The 14,618-nt window shown below is 67.9% G+C and carries 17 protein-coding genes, 1 tRNA gene and 1 riboswitch; of the genes, 3 read left to right on the top strand and 15 right to left on the bottom strand.

Annotated elements, in window-relative coordinates:
• Window positions 1-80 precede the first annotated feature (80 nt).
• Both rpsI and rplM read right to left on the bottom strand, forming a co-directional pair.
• Window positions 81-473, bottom strand: a complete 393-nt coding sequence (rpsI, locus tag L0984_RS15765; protein WP_017761458.1) for a 30S ribosomal protein S9 — start codon at window positions 471-473, stop codon at window positions 81-83.
• Between the two features lie 11 nt (window positions 474-484).
• A complete protein-coding gene (rplM, locus tag L0984_RS15760; RefSeq protein WP_058640397.1) occupies window positions 485-913 on the bottom strand; it encodes a 50S ribosomal protein L13 in 429 nt (142 codons plus the stop codon).
• Between the two features lie 186 nt (window positions 914-1,099).
• Between rplM and L0984_RS15755 the strand changes: the two genes are divergently transcribed.
• Window positions 1,100-1,999, top strand: coding sequence for a 23S rRNA (adenine(2030)-N(6))-methyltransferase RlmJ (locus L0984_RS15755; protein WP_234194567.1), 900 nt, complete (start codon window positions 1,100-1,102; stop codon window positions 1,997-1,999).
• 48 nt (window positions 2,000-2,047) lie between these two features.
• Here L0984_RS15755 and L0984_RS15750 read toward each other — a convergent pair whose 3' ends face one another.
• The 5 genes from L0984_RS15750 to L0984_RS15730 form a co-directional block, all read right to left on the bottom strand.
• Entirely contained in the window at window positions 2,048-2,725 is a 678-nt protein-coding gene (locus L0984_RS15750; protein WP_234194566.1) for a septal ring lytic transglycosylase RlpA family protein, read from the bottom strand.
• Entirely contained in the window at window positions 2,722-3,555 is an 834-nt protein-coding gene (gene metF, locus L0984_RS15745) for a methylenetetrahydrofolate reductase [NAD(P)H] (protein WP_234194565.1), read from the bottom strand. Before metF ends, L0984_RS15750 begins: the two co-directional genes overlap by 4 nt.
• A gap of 20 nt (window positions 3,556-3,575) precedes the next feature.
• Window positions 3,576-4,349 carry a TlyA family RNA methyltransferase gene (locus L0984_RS15740; protein WP_234194564.1) on the bottom strand — a complete coding sequence of 258 codons (774 nt, stop codon included), beginning with the start codon at window positions 4,347-4,349 and terminating at the stop codon, window positions 3,576-3,578.
• Window positions 4,350-4,472: 123 nt separating this feature from the next.
• Window positions 4,473-5,906: an adenosylhomocysteinase gene (gene ahcY, locus L0984_RS15735; protein WP_234194563.1), complete on the bottom strand. Its 1,434-nt coding sequence runs from the start codon at window positions 5,904-5,906 to the stop codon at window positions 4,473-4,475.
• A 77-nt stretch (window positions 5,907-5,983) separates the two neighbouring features.
• Window positions 5,984-6,053: riboswitch (S-adenosyl-L-homocysteine riboswitch) on the bottom strand.
• A gap of 9 nt (window positions 6,054-6,062) precedes the next feature.
• On the bottom strand, window positions 6,063-7,760 hold the full coding sequence (locus L0984_RS15730) for an adenylate/guanylate cyclase domain-containing protein (RefSeq protein ID WP_234194562.1): 1,698 nt from the start codon (window positions 7,758-7,760) through the stop codon (window positions 6,063-6,065).
• Between the two features lie 26 nt (window positions 7,761-7,786).
• Here L0984_RS15730 and L0984_RS15725 point away from each other — a divergent pair, with 26 nt between their 5' ends.
• Window positions 7,787-8,503 (top strand): Crp/Fnr family transcriptional regulator, encoded by a 717-nt coding sequence (locus L0984_RS15725; RefSeq protein WP_234194561.1) that lies wholly within the window; start codon window positions 7,787-7,789, stop codon window positions 8,501-8,503.
• 18 nt (window positions 8,504-8,521) lie between these two features.
• Here L0984_RS15725 and L0984_RS15720 read toward each other — a convergent pair whose 3' ends face one another.
• The 8 genes from L0984_RS15720 to petA all read right to left on the bottom strand — a co-directional run bounded on the left by L0984_RS15720 (window position 8,522) and on the right by petA (window position 13,927).
• Window positions 8,522-8,962, bottom strand: a complete 441-nt coding sequence (locus L0984_RS15720) for a DoxX family protein (protein ID WP_234194560.1) — start codon at window positions 8,960-8,962, stop codon at window positions 8,522-8,524.
• Window positions 8,963-8,970: 8 nt separating this feature from the next.
• Window positions 8,971-9,354, bottom strand: coding sequence for a DUF4148 domain-containing protein (locus L0984_RS15715; RefSeq protein WP_234194559.1), 384 nt, complete (start codon window positions 9,352-9,354; stop codon window positions 8,971-8,973).
• 365 nt (window positions 9,355-9,719) lie between these two features.
• A tRNA-Thr gene (locus L0984_RS15710) sits at window positions 9,720-9,795 on the bottom strand.
• A 36-nt stretch (window positions 9,796-9,831) separates the two neighbouring features.
• On the bottom strand, window positions 9,832-10,353 hold the full coding sequence (locus tag L0984_RS15705) for a ClpXP protease specificity-enhancing factor (protein ID WP_234194558.1): 522 nt from the start codon (window positions 10,351-10,353) through the stop codon (window positions 9,832-9,834).
• A gap of 37 nt (window positions 10,354-10,390) precedes the next feature.
• Complete coding sequence (locus tag L0984_RS15700; RefSeq protein ID WP_017761645.1) at window positions 10,391-11,002, bottom strand: glutathione S-transferase N-terminal domain-containing protein; 612 nt, start codon at window positions 11,000-11,002, stop codon at window positions 10,391-10,393.
• A gap of 104 nt (window positions 11,003-11,106) precedes the next feature.
• Window positions 11,107-11,862, bottom strand: a complete 756-nt coding sequence (locus tag L0984_RS15695; RefSeq protein WP_017761644.1) for a cytochrome c1 — start codon at window positions 11,860-11,862, stop codon at window positions 11,107-11,109.
• A gap of 24 nt (window positions 11,863-11,886) precedes the next feature.
• Window positions 11,887-13,290 carry a cytochrome b gene (locus tag L0984_RS15690; RefSeq protein WP_114802304.1) on the bottom strand — a complete coding sequence of 468 codons (1,404 nt, stop codon included), beginning with the start codon at window positions 13,288-13,290 and terminating at the stop codon, window positions 11,887-11,889.
• 16 nt (window positions 13,291-13,306) lie between these two features.
• Entirely contained in the window at window positions 13,307-13,927 is a 621-nt protein-coding gene (gene petA, locus L0984_RS15685; RefSeq protein ID WP_234194557.1) for a ubiquinol-cytochrome c reductase iron-sulfur subunit, read from the bottom strand.
• A 241-nt stretch (window positions 13,928-14,168) separates the two neighbouring features.
• On the opposite strand from petA, the gene mscL reads away from it, so the two are divergent.
• Window positions 14,169-14,603, top strand: coding sequence for a large conductance mechanosensitive channel protein MscL (gene mscL / locus L0984_RS15680; RefSeq protein ID WP_234195029.1), 435 nt, complete (start codon window positions 14,169-14,171; stop codon window positions 14,601-14,603).
• The last annotated feature ends 15 nt before the right edge of the window (window positions 14,604-14,618 follow it).

Genomic DNA, 14,618 nt, shown 5'->3' with positions numbered 1-14,618 from the left:
CGCGACCAAGGGAAGGAATGCTAACGCAGGCAAAGAAAAACCGCCCCGAGGGCGGTTTTTCTCTGGCAGATGCGAAACGCTCAGCGCTTCGAGAACTGCTTGCGGCGGCGTGCAGAGTGCAGACCGACCTTCTTACGCTCGACTTCACGCGCGTCGCGGGTGACGAAGCCAGCCTGGCTCAGCACCGGCTTGAGGGTCGCGTCGTAGTCGATCAGCGCACGGGTGATGCCGTGGCGGGTGGCGCCGGCCTGGCCGGACTCACCGCCGCCGTGCACGTTCACCTGGATGTCGAAGGCTTCCAGGTTCTCGGTCAGCGCGAGCGGTTGCTTCGCGATCATGATCGAGGTCTGGCGGCCGAAGAACTGCTCGATCGGCTTGCCATTCACCGTGATCTTGCCGCTGCCCTTCTTGAGGAACACGCGGGCGACGCTGGACTTGCGACGGCCGGTGCCGTTGTTCCAATCACCAATCATCTCGGGACTCCTCAGATTTCCAGCGGCTGCGGCTGCTGGGCGCTGTGCGGATGCTCAGCGCCGCCGTAGACCTTCAGCTTCTTGATCATGGCGTAGCCCAGAGGACCCTTGGGCAGCATGCCCTTGACGGCCTTCTCGAGCGCGCGGCCGGGGTGCTTGGCCTGCATGTCGCGGAAGTTGGTGGCGGTGATGCCACCCGGGAAGCCGGAGTGACGGTAGTAGACCTTGTCGATGCTCTTGGTGCCGGTGACCTTGAGCTTGGACGCGTTGACGATGACGATGAAGTCACCGGTGTCGACGTGAGGCGTGTAGATGGCTTTGTGCTTGCCGCGCAGACGGAGGGCCACTTCGCTGGCGACCCGTCCGAGAACCTTATCGGTTGCGTCAATCACAAACCACTCGTGCTTCACGTCAGCGGGCTTGGCGCTGAACGTAGACATGAGATTTCCTTGAGAACAGGAGGTTTGGAGGAGCCCTTTTCCGCGGTCGGTCTTTCTCTGAAGGAAAGCTCTTAGGCGGGTGTCGAGCTTCGCCGCGGGGCTCGGTAAAACGCTGCGAAGCCTTCCATTATATGCACAGGCTTCAGATTGACGCCACCTGGAGGCTGCCGCGGTTAGCATTGCTCCATGTTCAGCTACCGCCATGCCTTCCACGCCGGCAACCACGCCGACGTGCTCAAACACACGGTGCTGATCGCCGTGCTCGACTACCTGCTCGAGAAGGAAACCGCCCTCACGATGGTCGACACCCATGCTGGTGCCGGCCTCTATCGCCTGGACGGAGACTATGCCGGCAAGAGCGGCGAGGCCGCCGAGGGCGTGCTGCGACTGGCCGAGGCGGCCGCCGCGTCCGACACCCCCCTGCCCGATGCGCTCGGTCGCTACCTGGCACTGGTGCGCGAGTTCAACCGCGGCGAGGCGCTGCGCGTGTACCCGGGCTCGCCCTTCGTCGCCCATCAGCTGCTGCGCGAGCAGGACCGCCTCAAGCTCTACGAGCTGCATCCCACGGACGCCAAGACCCTCGACGGCAACGTGGCACAGCTCGACGCCGGCCGGCGCATCGCCGTGCTGCGCGAAGACGGCTTCGGCAGCGCCACCAAGTTCCTGCCGCCGCCCTCGCGCCGCGCACTCGTGCTCACCGATCCGAGCTACGAGATGAAGACCGACTACAGCCGCACCGCCGCCTACGTGGGCGAGGCGCTCAAGCGCTTCGCCACAGGCGTCTATGCGGTCTGGTATCCGATCATTCCCCGGCCGGAGGCGCACGAGCTGCCGCGCCGGCTCAAGACGTTGGCGACCAAGGCCGGCAAGCCGTGGCTCAATGCCAGCCTCACGGTCAAGTCCAGCCGCATGGCCGTCGCGCTGCCGGGCGAGACCAGCCGCCGGCCCGGACTGCCCGCCAGCGGCATGTTCATCATCAATCCGCCGCACACCCTGGCCGCGCGGCTGCGGCCCAGCCTGGCCCGCATGGCGCAGGTGCTGGCGCAGGACGCCAACGCCGCCTTCACGCTGGAGCACGGCGGCTGACCCACCGCTGCGGCAGGGCGGGCTTCCCCGCCACGGCCGGCCGCCCCCTCAGCGCCGGCGCTTGTTGGCCACGCGCGCTGGCGGACGGCGCGCCGGCGCGGGACGCGGCGCCGCCGCCACGTTGATGGGCGCTAGGCCGCCTTCGACGCGCTCGCCCGCGCAACGACCGCCCTCCTCCGGGATCACCGTCAGCGACACCTGCTTGAAGCCGATGGTGGTCAGCTGGATCTGCTCGGCCGCCGCCTGGCTCAGGTCGATGATGCGGCCCGGCGTGAAAGGCCCGCGATCGTTGATGTAGACCAGCACCTCCCGCCCATTGACCAGGCTGCGCACGCACACCTTGGTGCCGAAAGGCAGCGTCTTGTGGGCGGCGGTGAAGCTGGTCATGTCGAACAGCTCGCCGCTGGCGGTGCGCCGGCGGTGGAACTGCACGCCATACCAGGAGCCCCCGCCCCGCTCGAATTCCTCGACCTGCAGGTCGTCGGGCGGACCGTCCGGCGTCTCGCCCAGGTCGGGAAAGATCTGGACCACGCGCGAACGCGGCGCCTCGGCGGCGGCCGGCGGTTGCCGTTCCAATGGCCGAAGCTTCGGGCGGACGGCGGCGGTCTCGGGCGGCGCCGTGCCACCCGCCCCGGCCTCCGGCGTCGTCGGCAGCGGCGCACAGGCCACGGCCAGCAGCGTCGCGAGTGCCGCACATGCGGCCCGCGCCGTTGCCCAGACGCTCATTCGCCCAGGCCCAGCCGGTCCAGCAGCGCCAGGGTGGGCGCGGCCTGGTTCATGGTGTAGAAGTGCAGCGCCGGTGCGCCGGCCGCCACCAGCCGCTCGCACAGGGCCGCGACCACGTCGAGGCCGAAGGCCTTGATCGAGGCCGTGTCGTCGCCGAAGGACTGCAGCCGCAGCCGCACCCAGCGCGGGATCTCGGCGCCGCAGGCATCCGAGAAGCGCATCAGCTGCGTGGAACTGGTGATGGGCATGATGCCCGGCACGATCGGCACGTCGGCACCGGCCGCGCGCGCCTCGTCGACGAAGCGGAAGTAGGCCTCGGGCGTGAAGAAGTACTGCGTGATGGCCGAATCGGCGCCCGCACGCACCTTGGTCGCGAAGGCCTGCATGTCGGCCTGGGGCGTGCGCGCCTGCGGATGCACCTCGGGATAGCAGGCCACTTCCAGGTGGAAGTCGCGCCCGGTCTCGGCACGGATGAAGGCGACCAGGTCGCTCGCGTACTGGAATTCGCCGCCGATGCCGTAGCCGCTGGGCAGGTCGCCGCGCAGCGCCACGAGGCGACGCACGCCCATGGCCTTGAGCTGATGCAGTTGATCGCGCACCGTCTCGCGCGTGGCGCCGATGCACGAGAAGTGCGAGGCGGCATCGGTGCCTTCTTCCAGGATCTCCTTCACCGTGGCGAAGGTGCCCGCCTGGGTGGAGCCGCCCGCGCCATAGGTCACCGAGCAGAACTGCGGCGCGCGGGCACGCAGCTGCGCCCGCACGGCCCGCAGCTTGACCGCGCCTTCGGGCGTCTTGGGCGGGAAGAACTCGAAACTGATCGGCAGCGCCATGGGGAACCCTTTTCTTGTCGTTAGTTGTCGTGCACGGCCGCCGAAGGCGCCGCGTGGATGAAGAACTCGCGGTTGCCATCGCCACCGGCAATGGGGCTGTCCAGCCATTGGAGCAGCCGCAGGCCGGCATCGGCGCAGCCCTGCCGCAGCCGGGCCTCGACCTCGGCGTACAGCGCCGGATCGCGGACGATGCCGCCCTTGCCGATCTGCGCCGGCTGCAGCTCGAACTGCGGCTTGACCAGCATCAGCAGGCGCCCCGTCGGCGCCATCAGCGGGACCAGCGCCGGCAGCACCAGCGTGAGCGAGATGAAGGACAGGTCGCCGACGACGAGGCCGAAATCCGCGCCGCCCACCGGCGCGAACTGCGCCGGCTGCAGATGGCGCGCGTTGACCTTCTCCAGCGCCTGCACGCGCGCATCGGCCCGCAGCCGTTCATGCAACTGCCCATGGCCGACGTCCACGCCCACCACGGCGGCGGCGCCGCGCTGCAGCAGGCAATCGGTGAAGCCGCCGGTGGACTGGCCCACGTCCAGGCAGCGCAGGCCGGCGACATCGAGCCCCGCCGCATCGAGCGCGCCTTCGAGCTTGAGGCCACCGCGCGAGACGTAGCGGGCCTCGGCCGCGTCCGCCAGTTCGAGCTCGGCGGTGGGCGGCACCTCGTCGCCGTTCTTGGCGGCCGAACGCCAGGGCTGGCCGGCATGCAGGCGCCAGCGCAGGCCGCCCGCGATCAGGCGCGCCGCCTGCGAGCGTGAAGCGGCCAGGCCGCGTTCGACGAGCAGCTGGTCAGCGCGCATGGGAGCAAACAGGAGCAGGCCGGGCCGCCCCGTGCGAGGCGCCGCGGCCACCGGCTCCGGCGCGCCGCCTTGCGCGCGCCCTGCACGGGCGCCCAAGGTGGCGGCACGAAGCCCGGCGGATGCTCAGTAGCGGTAGGTGTCGGGCTTGTAGGGCCCGGTCTTGGCCACGCCGATGTAGGCGGCCTGCGCGTCGGTCAGCTCGGTGAGCTGGGCGCCGACCTTCTTCAGGTGCAGGCGCGCGACCTTCTCGTCCAGCACCTTGGGCAGCACGTAGACCTTGCCAGCCTCGTAGGCGTCAGGCTTGGTGAACAGCTCGATCTGCGCGATGGTCTGGTTGGCGAAGGAGGACGACATCACGAAGCTCGGGTGGCCCGTGGCGCAGCCCAGGTTGACCAGGCGGCCCTTGGCCAGCAGGGTGATGCGCTTGCCGTCCGGGAAGATCACGTGATCGACCTGCGGCTTCACCTCTTCCCACTGGTACTTCTCGATCGAGGCGACGTCGATCTCGTTGTCGAAGTGGCCGATGTTGCAGACGATGGATTCGTTCTTCATCGCCAGCATGTGCTCGTGGCGGATCACGTCCTTGTTGCCCGTGGTGGTCACGAAGATGTCGGCCTTGTCGGCGGCGTATTCCATGGTGACGACCTTGAAGCCTTCCATGGCGGCCTGCAGGGCGTTGATGGGGTCGATCTCGGTCACCCACACCTGGGCGCGCAGGGCGGCCAGGGCCTGGGCGCAGCCCTTGCCCACGTCGCCGTAGCCGGCCACGACGGCCACCTTGCCGGCGATCATCACGTCGGTGGCGCGCTTGATGCCGTCCACCAGCGATTCACGGCAGCCGTAGAGGTTGTCGAACTTGCTCTTGGTGACGGAGTCGTTCACGTTGATCGCGCGGAACAGCAGCGTGCCCTTGGCGGACATCTCGTTCAGGCGGTGCACGCCCGTGGTCGTCTCTTCGGTCACGCCGATGATCTCGGCCGACTTGCGGCTGTACCAGGTCGGGTCTTGGGCGATCTTGGCCTTGATGGCGGCGAAGAGGATGCGCTCTTCCTCGCTCGACGGGTTGGCCACCACCGAGAGGTCCTTCTCGGCACGCTGGCCCAGGTGCATCAGCAGCGTGGCATCGCCGCCGTCGTCCAGGATCATGTTGGGGCCTTCGCCCTTCGAGCCCTTGGGGCCGAAATCGAAGATGCGGTGGGTGTAGTCCCAGTAGTCCTCCAGCGACTCGCCCTTGATGGCGAACACGGGGGTGCCGCCGGCGGCGATGGCGGCGGCGGCGTGGTCCTGCGTCGAGAAGATGTTGCAGGAGGCCCAGCGCACGTCGGCGCCCAGGGCCTTGAGGGTCTCGATCAGCACCGCCGTCTGGATGGTCATGTGCAGCGAACCCGTGATGCGGGCGCCCTTCAAGGGCTGCGCTGCAGCGAATTCCTCGCGGATGGCCATGAGACCGGGCATCTCGGTCTCGGCAATCTTGATTTCCTTGCGGCCCCAGTCGGCCAGCGAGATGTCGGCGATCGCCAGGTCGGCGGAAAGGTCGGCTTTGAGAACGGCGCTCATGCAATGCTCCAGAACACGGGTTTCAGGGTTTCCGCTGCACGTCGGGAGAGGGAGAGAAAGCACTCACCACGGCGCGATGCGGGTGAGCGTGGTTGCGTATGAATTCCGAGCCTCACGCCTGACGGCGCTGCAACGCTCCTCGGTTGGGGGCGGATTCTACAAAAGCGGCGATGCACCCTGGCCCTGCACGGCCACGGCCAGCACCTCGGCCGACCAGGCGACCACCTCGATGGGCTCGCGGCGGCCCCGCACCTCGATGCGCCGCATTTCCCCGGCCGCCGGCGACAGGCCGGCATGCCGCACCGCGAAGCGCGAGGCCACCAGCGCCGCGCCAGCCGCCTTGGTCTGCTCCTGCAGCCGGCTGGCGGTGTTCACGACCTCGCCCACGGCGGTGAAGCTCTGCACGTCCAGATGGCCGACCTCGCCCACGGCGGCCGTGCCCGCATGCAGGCCCATGCCGAAATCGAGGGGCTGGCCGAATTCGCACTCGAACTCGGCGCTCCACGCGCGCAGCCGCGCGCTGATGAGCGCCGCCGCGCGGAAGGCACGCCGGCAGGCGAGATCCAGGCCTTCCTCCAGGCCGAAAAGGGCCATCACGCTGTCGCCGATGAACTGGTTGGGCACGCCACCTGCCTCCCGCACGGCCTGGCCGACCAGCGCGAAGTAGCGGTCGAGCACATAGACGAGGTCGAAGGGCCACTGGCGCTCGGCCAGGCCGGACCAGCGGCGCAGGTCGACGAAGAGCACGGCCACCTCCCGCTCGCCGTCCAGCCGCGGACGGTGGCCTTCGGCGGCCGCGCCGGCGCCCAGCAGCGGGGAGACCTCCAGGTCGCCCGTCGGCCTCAATTGGCAGGCGAGCCTGACCTGGGCGCCGGCACGCACGCGGGCCAGCGTGCGTTGCTCGTCGGGGCCGGGCGGCGGGCAGTGCCCGGCGGGCCCCGCCACCCGCACGCGGCAGGTGGAGCAGCGCGCCCGGCCGCCGCACAGCGACAGGTGGGCGATGCCATGGGCCCGGCTGGCCTCCAGCACGCTCCAGCCGACGGGCACCTGCACGCTGCGATCCGGATAGCGCAGCGTCAGCATGCGTGCGCCGGAGAGCCGGTGCAGGCGCCCTCGGGCCAGCCGCGCGAGCAGGCACGCCGTCAGCAGCGTCACGTAGAGGTCCTGGCCGTGCTCGGCGAGCATGCCCAGCCGGTGTCCCTGGACGGCGTCGGGCGCGTTCACCGGCCCTGGCGCGAACTGCCACTCGCGCCCCATCGCCACGAAGCCCAGCGCCGCCAGCGTGGGCAGCAACACGGCCGCCGCGAGCAACAGCGGCTGCGCCCGCCGCCAGCGCGGGTCCGCCCGCAGGGCGAAGTGCAGGCCCATGCAGCCGTGCGTCCAGGCCGCGGCCAGGGCGATGACCTGGAAGACACCGCCGGCCGACCCCCACAGGCCCTCGACCACCCGTGCATAGCTGCCGTTTAGTCCGAAGAGGGTGTAGCCGCCGCGCATCGACGCCAGGTGCGAGGCCAGCAGCAGCGGCAGGGCGAAGCCCAGCACGATGCGCAGCCCCTGCGACGGCGGCATGCGCAGGCTGCGCCGCTCCCACAGCGCCACGAAGGCGAGGGCCAGGTGGACGGCGACCGCGCCATAGAGCAGCAGCGTGCCCGGCCAGGAATGCCAGAAGGCGCGAAGCGGCCCCAGCGCCCCTTCGGCCACCCGGAGCGAGACCAGCCCCAGCGCATGGTTGAGCAGGTGCAGCGTCACGTAGGCCATCAGCACCAGGCCGCTGGCCCAGCGCAGATCGCGGCGCGAACGCAAGGAGAAGGGGGCGGGGGCGGCCGGTGCGGCGACCGGCGGAGGCGGGCTCATGGGCGGCTGAGCATAATCGCGCGCCCATGAGCGACCGGCCTTCCAGTCTTGCGCTTCGGCGCTTTGCCCTCTTCGACGACCTGCCCCCGGCGCGCCTGGACGCACTGGCGGGCCGCTGCGCCTGGCGCCGGGTGGCCGCGGGCCAGCCCCTGCTGCTGCGGCGCCAGCGGCGCGCCGACGTCTACCTGGTGATCGACGGCGCCGTGCGCGTGACCACCTACGGCGCCAACGGCCGGCAGGTCACCTTCCGCGATCTGGGCGCCGGCGAGATCGTCGGCGACCTGGCCGCCCTGGACGGCCAGCCGCGCTCGGCGGACGTGATGACCGTGGAGGACAGCCTGGTGGCGGTGCTCGACCGCGAGGCCTTCCTGGAGCTGCTGCAGGAAGAACCGACGGTGGCGCGGCGCCAGATGCAGCGCCTGACCACCCTGGTGCGCCAGTTGTCGGAACGGGTGATCGAGCTGAGCACGCTGGGCGTGCAGAACCGGCTTCACGCCGAATTGCTCCGGCTGGCCCGCACCGCCAGCCCGGATGCCACCACCGGCGAGGTGCGGCTGTCGCCAGCGCCCCGCCATGCCGAACTCGCCAGCCGCATCAGCACCAACCGTGAGCAGGTCACCCGCGAACTCAATGCGCTGGTGCGCAGCGGCCTGCTGCGCAAGGAGGGCGACGCCCTCGTCGTCACCGACGTGGCGCGCCTGGCCCGCGTGGTCGCCGAGGTGATGGGCGACGGCGGCGCCTGAAGGCGCGTCGCGCTCAGTTCAGTTCAGCCCGCGCTGGCCGCCGGCCACGGCATAGCGGCCCGCCCCCAGCAGCATCACCGCCAGGGCACCGAAGAGGTACAGCCCCTGCAGTTCCAGCGCCCAGCCGCCCTGGCCGGTCAGCGAGAAGAACTGGCTGGTGTGCACCAGCAGGAAGGCCACGATCATGTTGATCACGACCACCGCCGCGGCCGGGCGCGTCCACAGACCCAGGATCATCAGCGCCGGCGCCAGCACTTCGCCCACATAGACGAGGTAGCCGATGGCCCCGGGAAGGCCGTGGGCGGCCAGCATCTTCACGATGAAGCCCGGGCCCGTGCCCAGCTTGAAGATGCCGTGCAGCAGCACCAGCACGCCGACCGCCAGGCGCAGCACCAGCTTGCCGGCATCGTCATGGCGGGGGACCAGCGCGGCGCCCGTCTCGGAAGAAGCGTAGGACATGGCGGGCCTCACAGGGGTTGTTGGGCGGTGCCGGAGGCCTGCTGACGCTGCGGCTCACGCTGCATGTTGGCGGGCAGGCGGCTGTCGACGAAGGCGCGCGGGTCCAGGTTCTGGTTGGGGGCATGGGCGGCGGCCACTGCCTCGGCCTGCACCTGGGCGCGGGTGCGGGCGCTGACGAACACGGGCTGCTGGCCGAAGCTGCTCGCTTCGCCGATGGCGGCCACGTCGCCGCTGCGCTCGGCGGCAGCCAGTTGCTGCTGCACCTCGGCACGCGACAGGGTGCTGTGCACCGGCGTGCGGTTCTGCTGGATGTAGTCCTCCTGCGTTTCGGCGGAGGCTGCACCGGCAGCAAGCGTCAGCAGGGCGGCGGCGAGGAGAGCGGTCTTGTTCATGGCGAATCCTTTCGAGGGTCGGGAGAGAGAGGTCGATCCCCGCGGGCCATGCCGTGCAGCGATCGATGGGACGAGTCTCCGCCTCGCGGCCGCCGCCGTCGGTGCGTTTACGCACATCGAACGACAGGTCGTCCAAAGAACGACGGATGCCCTCCGAGTACAGGTTGTCCCGGCTTTCTGTGGATAAGCCTGGGCATAGATCGGGGAGGACGGCGCCAAGCCATGCTCCGCCGTGCCTTCGCGACAGATTGCCCATTAATCGGGCAGGCGGATGCAGACGCACGATGAAGAAAGCCCCTGACCGCAGAAACGGTGCAGGGGCTTCGGGTGGCAAGCGGCCCGGGGACGGGACGCCGACTCTGATTTGGTGCCGCTTGTCGGAATCGAACTGACGACCTACCGCTTACAAGGCGGGTGCTCTACCAACTGAGCTAAAGCGGCAAAGCCCGCGATTCTATCGAAAGGGTCGCGGGCCGATCACTTCACGCGCTTGAGCGCTGGCCGGCCTCCGCTGGGGGGCCGCGGCGGCTCGTCCGGCGGCGGCTCGATGGCGGCGGCCGACCCGCCCGGTTGGGACTCGGCGGCTTCGCCCACCAGATGCATGCCCGGCCGGGGATCCGGCGTGGCCTGAGCCATGCCGGGCGCGATGACCTCGCCCGCCTCGGACGCCTGCGCGTCGAGCGGCGGGAAGGCCATGCCCTGACCGTTCTCGCGCGCATAGATGGCCACCACCCGTCCGATGGGGACGATGATGTCGCGCGCGGTGCCGGCGAAGCGGGCCTTGAACTCGATGAAGTCGTTGCCGATCTTCAGCGCGCTGGTCGCGTCGTAGCTGATGTTCAGCACGATCTCGCCGTTCTTGACGTACTCGCGCGGGACCTGGACGGTCTCGTCCACCACGACCGCGATGTACGGTGTGAAGCCGTGGTCGGTGCACCATTCGTAGAGCGCACGCAACAGGTACGGCCGCAACGATGTGGATTCGAGGGCGCTGATCATGAATGGCGCGTCGTTCTCTCTTGCCGTCGCCGCGCGCTTACTTGCGCATCACCTTCTCGGAAGGCGTCAGCGCCTCGATGTAGGCGGGGCGCGAAAAGATGCGCTCGGCGTACTTCAGCAGCGGCGCGGCGTTCTTGCTCAGGTCGATGCCGTAGTAGTCCAGGCGCCACAGCAGCGGGGCGATGGCCACGTCGAGCATGGAGAAGTTCTCGCCCAGCATGTACTTGTTCTTGAGGAACACCGGGGCCAGTTGCGTCAGGCGGTCGCGGATGTGCGAGCGGGCCTTCTCGATGGCCTTGTCGTTGCCCTTGGCGCCGCGGTTCTCGAGCGTGGAGACGTGGACGAACAGTTCCTTCTCGAAGTTCAGCAGGAACAGGCGCACGCGGGCGCGGTCGACCGGATCGCCGGGCATCAGCTGCGGATGCGGGAAGCGCTCGTCGATGTACTCGTTGATGATGTTCGACTCGTACAGGATCAGGTCGCGCTCGACCAGGATCGGCACCTGCCCGTACGGATTCATCACGCTGATGTCCTCGGGCTTGTTGTAGAGGTCGACGTCACGGATTTCGAAGTCCATGCCCTTTTCGAACAGCACGAAGCGGCAGCGGTGGGAGAAAGGGCAGGTCGTTCCGGAATACAGCACCATCATGGCGAAAGGCTCCAAAAAATCAAAAAAGAGTGGGCCGCTTGAGCAGCCCACTCTGTACGTTCACGCACCCGGCAAGCCCGGGCCACGCCGTCCGCGTTTTCTCTCTACTTCACGTCCTTCCAGAACGCGGCATTGAGACGCCAGACGAAGACCAGCGACACCGCCAGGAACAGCAACACCCAAACGCCGACGCGCACGCGGGTGTTCTGCGCGGGCTCTGCCATCCACTGCAGGTAATTGACCAGGTCGCCAACGGCCTGGTCGAACTGCAGGGGCGTCATCTTGCCCGGCTTGACCTGCTCCCAGCCCTTGAGCACCTCGGTTTCGTGGCCGTGCTGCTCCACCTTGTCATAGACCGGGCGGCGCTCGCCCTGGAGTTCCCACAGCACGTTGGGCATGCCCACGCTCGGGAAGGCCAGGTTGTTCCAGCCGGTTGCCTTGGTGTCGTCGCGGTAGTAGGTGCGCAGGTAGGTGTAGAGGTAGTCGGCACCGGTGCCATTGTGACCTGCGCGCGAACGCGCCACCAAAGTGAGGTCGGGCGGGGTGCCGCCGAACCATTCCTTGGCCTGTCGGGCATCGATGTTGGCCTTCATCGTGTCACCCACCTTTTCGGTGGTGAACAGCAGATTGTCCTTGATCTGCTGTTCGGAGAGGCCGATGTCCTGCAGGCGGTTGTAGCGCATGAAGGCGGCCGAGTGGCAGTTGAGGCAGTAATTGACGAAGAGCTTGGCGCCGTTCTGCAGCGACGCGAGGTCGTTGGTGCGCACCGGCGCCTTGTCCCAGGCGATGCCGCCTTCGGCCGCCAGGGCGCCCGTGGCAAGGCCCAGCGCCATCATCAGCGAGAGGATCAGTTTCTTCATGGGGATGCTTCTCCGGCGGCTCGGTCAGTGCGCGGCAAAGGTCACGCGCTCGGGCACGGGCTTGAACTCGCCCAGGCGGGTCCACCACGGCATGAGCAGGAAGAAGCCGAAATAGAACAGGGTACCGACCTGCGACACGCGCTCGCCGATGGGCGACGGCGGCTGCACGCCCAGGTAGGCCAGCACCACGAAGACGACGACGAACACGCCGTAGAGGTACTTGTGCCAGGAAGGACGGTAGCGGATCGACTTGACCGGGCTCTTGTCCAGCCAGGGCAGGAAGAACAGGATGATCACGGCGCCGCCCATGACGACCACGCCCCAGAACTTGGCGTCGATGGACAGCATCATCGCGCAGGCGATGACGGCGGCCACCACCACGGCGATCTTGGCGACGCTGGCCATGCGCGTCTTCCAGACGCCGAACACCGCGGCACCGACGACGCAGGCGATGAGCGCATACATCATCTCGCTGGTGATGGCGCGCAGCATCGAATAGAAGGGCGTGAAGTACCAGACCGGGGCGATGTGGTTGGGCGTCTTGAGCGGGTCGGCCGGGATGAAGTTGTTGTACTCCAGGAAGTAGCCGCCCATTTCCGGCGCAAAGAAGATGACCGCCGTGAACACGATCAGGAACATCACGACCGCGAAGATGTCGTGCACCGTGTAGTACGGGTGGAAGGGGATGCCGTCCAGCGGCCGGCCCTGCGCGTCCTTGTTGGCCTTGATCTCGATGCCGTCGGGGTTGTTGGAACCCACGTCGTGCAGCGCCAGCAGGTGCGCCACCACCAGCCCCAGCAGCACCAGCGGCACCGCGATCACGTGGAAGCTGAAGAAGCGGTTGAGGGTGGCGTCGCTCACCACATAGTCGCCACGGATCAGCAGCGCCAGGTCGGGACCAATGAAGGGAATCGCGGAGAACAGGTTCACGATCACCTGCGCGCCCCAATACGACATCTGGCCCCAGGGCAGCAGGTAGCCCATGAAGGCCTCGGCCATCAGGCACAGGAAGATCGCGCAGCCGAAGATCCAGACCAGCTCGCGCGGCTTGCGGTAGCTGCCGTAGAGCAGTCCGCGGAACATGTGCAGATACACCACCACGAAGAAGGCCGAGGCGCCGGTCGAGTGCATGTAGCGGATCAGCCAGCCCCAGGGCACGTCGCGCATGATGTACTCGACCGAGGCGAAGGCCTGCGTCGCATCCGGCTTGTAGTGCATCACCAGGAAGATGCCGGTGACGATCTGGATGACCAGCACCAGCAGCGCCAGCGAGCCGAAGATGTACCAGAAGTTGAAGTTCTTCGGCGCGTAGTACTCCGACATGTGGACGCGGTAGGCGTCGAAGGCGGTCGGGAAGCGGTTGTGCAGCCAGTTGCCCAGCTTGGCGCCCGCAGGCGCGTTAGGCGAGATGTCCTTGAATTCGGCCATGGGTGTCTCCTCCCGCTCAGGCGTTGGCGTTGCCGTCTTCGCCGATCAACAGGCGCGTGTCCGACAGGTACTTGTGCGGAGGAACGGGCAGGTTGTCGGGCGCGGGCTTGTTCTTGAACACGCGGCCGGCCAGGTCGAAGGTCGAGCCGTGGCAGGGGCAGAGGAAGCCGCCCTGCCAGTCGTCGGGCAACGAAGGCTGCGGACCGGCCTGCAGCTTGTCGGTGGGCGAGCAGCCCAGGTGGGTGCAGATGCCGACCACGACCAGCACCTCCGGCTTGATCGAGCGGTTCTCGTTCTGGGCGTACTTCGGCGTGAACTCGGAAGGATTGCGCTTGGACAGTGGATCGGCGAGCAGCGGATCCAGCTTGGGCAGCTCCGCGATCTGCGCGGGCGAGCGCTTGAGGATCCAGACGGGCTTGCCACGCCATTCGACCGTGATCTTTTCGCCGACCTGCAGGCCGCCGATGTCGACCTCGACCGGCGCGCCGGCCGCCTTGGCCTTTTCGGACGGCTGGAAGGTGCTCACGAAGGGAATCGCTGTGGCAACCCCACCCACAGCGCCGGCACAGCCGGATGCAATCAGCCAGGTCCGCTTGCTGGCGTCGACCCGTTTCGGGCCGACCGGGATATCACTCATGGGGGTTCCTCGATGTACTTGTGGGCTGTGCCGGGTCAACAAACAATTTTAGCGGAGGGGTTTTCGCTGCTTCAACGCGGGACACCCCCGATATCCAAGCCCCCGCGGCCGGCCGCCGAGGGGCAGAAAAAGGCCCGCGAACCACGGAATGGGGGCCGTCATGCCTTCGGGTTCGACGCCCCTTCGACTCTCTATACTTTCCTCTAAAGTGTTAACACACATGGGAAAGGAGAAACTTTTCATGAGCTTTTTCAGCGAGTTCCGCGAATTTGCGGTCAAGGGCAATGTGGTCGATCTGGCCGTGGGCGTGATCATCGGCGGCGCATTCGGAAAGATCGTCGACTCGCTGGTCGGCGACGTCATCATGCCGCTGGTGGGACTGGTCTTCGGCCGACTCGATTTCTCCAACCTCTACGTCGTGCTCGGCACGATACCTGCGGGCGTGGCCAATACCTTGGCCGATCTCAAGAAAGCCGGTGTTCCCGTCCTGGCCTACGGCAACTTCCTGACGATCGTCGTCAACTTCCTGATCCTGGCCTTCGTGATCTTCATGATGGTCAAGCAGATCAACCGGCTGCGCCGCGAAAAGGCGGAGCCGGCCGCTGCCGCGCCTGCCGCGCCGCCGGAAGACATCGTGCTGCTGCGCGAGATCCGCGACAGCCTCGCACGCCACTGAACATCCAGCCGCCCC

The sequence above is a fragment of the Pseudacidovorax sp. NFM-22 genome (assembly GCF_021401245.1).
Classification (GTDB): Bacteria; Pseudomonadota; Gammaproteobacteria; order Burkholderiales; family Burkholderiaceae_C; genus Xenophilus.
The sequence above is the reverse complement of the archived record's forward strand: the minus strand, read 5'-3'. Positions and strand labels throughout refer to the sequence as shown.